General features: G+C 28.5%; 2 protein-coding genes. One reads left to right on the top strand and one right to left on the bottom strand.

Annotated elements, in window-relative coordinates:
- The first annotated feature begins 97 nt into the window (after positions 1-97).
- Positions 98-721: a recombinase family protein gene (locus HMPREF2731_RS00075; protein ID WP_002318498.1), complete on the top strand. Its 624-nt coding sequence runs from the start codon at positions 98-100 to the stop codon at positions 719-721.
- Here the strand turns inward: HMPREF2731_RS00075 and HMPREF2731_RS00070 are convergent.
- On the bottom strand, positions 718-2148 hold the full coding sequence (locus tag HMPREF2731_RS00070) for a hypothetical protein (RefSeq protein ID WP_002362390.1): 1431 nt from the start codon (positions 2146-2148) through the stop codon (positions 718-720). The two genes, HMPREF2731_RS00075 and HMPREF2731_RS00070, sit on opposite strands and share 4 nt — an antisense overlap.
- Positions 2149-2287: the final 139 nt, after the last annotated feature.

Raw genomic sequence — 2287 nt, 5'->3', positions numbered from 1 at the left:
ATTTTATTCTAGCTTAATTTGACAAATCATAGTGTATAAAAAAATTAGTGTTGATTTTGAGTGTATTTTAAATAGTTTGAGGAAGTAGGTAAAAATTTTGAAAATTGCTTATATTCGAGTTTCGTCGATTGATCAAAATGAGCAACGCCAAATTGAAGAAATGAAAAAGTTCGGCGCAGAAAAAATTTTCATCGAGAAACAATCTGGAGCAACGATTACTCATCGACCGATTTTCCAGGAAGCTTTAGAGTTTGTCCGAGACCAAGATATTTTTATTGTCGAAGCAATCGACCGACTTGGAAGAAATTACGACGAAATCATTGCTTCAGTCAATTACCTAAAGAAGAAAAACGTGCAGCTGATCATCACCAGTCTACCGATCATGGCTGAAGCAATTGGCAATCCTCTTTTGGATAAATTCATTAAAGATTTAATCATCCAAATTTTGGCCATGATTGCAGAGCAAGAGCGTACCGAATCTAAACGACGCCAGGCGCAAGGCATTAAAATTGCAAAAGCAAATGGCGTCTATAAAGGTCGTCCAAAACTCTATAGTGCAGATACAAAAAATCCTCAACGACGTTTAGTTTATGAAAACATCGTTAAGGATTTAAATGAGGGCATAGCTATTTCAAAAATTGCTAAAAACTACAATATTACTAGACAAACTATTTACAGAATTAAGAATGATATTGAGTATAACAGTAATCAAATGAATTAAAAAAGTTCTTTATACATTAAAATTTCTTCTTTTAACTCATCAATTCTAGGAGATCTAACATCAGAATCAGCAATTGCATTTAATAACTCATCAATATTTTCTTTATTCGCTAGTAAAGGATCATAGTATTTTATATTCTTTTTAATTAATTCCAGAGTTTTTATATTTTGTTCTTTGTAATTAGCTAGAATTTCTTCTACAGTTTCGCCTGAAATCATAGCCATATCTGAACCAGTATTGATTCCTTTGAATGGATAAGGTTCTTTATCATATGCCTTTATCATTTCTACTAAATCATCATATCCTAAGTGTTCTTTAACATACAGCATAAAATTTATTAATGTAAAAAATGGCATTGAAGAATAGTCTGGAAATATAAATTGAAACAGTTTGTTCGCAAAATATTTATCATCATCATTGCTTTCTGGTGACACTGACAGGCTGCTAAGCCACTTTAAATACAATTCAAATATAATTATTTGTTTTTGTGAATTATCTTCATTCTCATCATAAATAAGTTTATCGGGTAAAAGATTATCTAAGTTATCTACTAAAGATAGGCTATTAGCTTTCTTGGCATAAGATATTAATTTTAAAATATTATTATTTAGGAATAATCTATATTCTTCTCCAGATAATTCTTCTAAAAATTGTGATAGGAATTGATTATATCTGTTACTAGAATTCCAATTAAAAATAGAGTTTTTTGTATAGATATCGAAAAAATCATTTACTTTTTTTATATCTATATTCTTTCCTTCAAGATACACACATTTTATTTCGGAATAAATAAATTTGGATAAACGCTCATAAACATCATAATCGATAGTATTGTACGTATTTATTTCATCAAATTTATTCATGTCTATACTAGTGAAAAAGATAGACATAAATTTTAATTTTTTTTCATAGTCTTTATTTTCTTCACATTGATCTATATACATATCCATCAGATCGATTTCTTCTATCTCTCCATGTTGATCCACTGAATTCCATATGAGAGACCATATTTCTTTCTGAACAGCTTCATTCTTGGATAAGTTACTAATATATCTTTTCCTACATTCTGTTCTATATTTAACGGTTTCACTAGAATTGTTTTTTGAATAAGTACGCTTGTTAATAATCCAAAAATAGCACCTAACTAACGATAGAATAGATAAGCTTATGCCGATTACATATAAAAGAAGTACTATACAGTTAAGTTTTCTATAAAACTCATTACTTGCTGAATTTGTTTGATAGAAAAGTAAAGGCAATGTTAACAATATTAGTCCAAAAGACAGTTTTTTTATTTTTATAACTTGATCAAATACTACCATTTTATCCCAATCAACAGCATTCTCATTTTCAAATAAAAATGTAGCAATTGGTATAAATAATGCCAACACTGTACTTGTTATATTCCATAAAAATCCCGAATCCATAATTATTTTCCTCCTATATAAAATTTGTAAAATGTAAATATAATTACTCAATTATCTTTTTAAAAGCTTCCTCCATTAATATAATATTATCATCCAAATCGTCGATGTTGGGAGCGTCAATAATTTTGTGTAAATAACT

The organism is Enterococcus sp. HMSC072F02 (genome assembly GCF_001837725.1).
Classification (GTDB): domain Bacteria; phylum Bacillota; class Bacilli; order Lactobacillales; family Enterococcaceae; genus Enterococcus_B; species Enterococcus_B lactis.
This window is presented reverse-complemented; position numbering and strand designations above follow the sequence as displayed.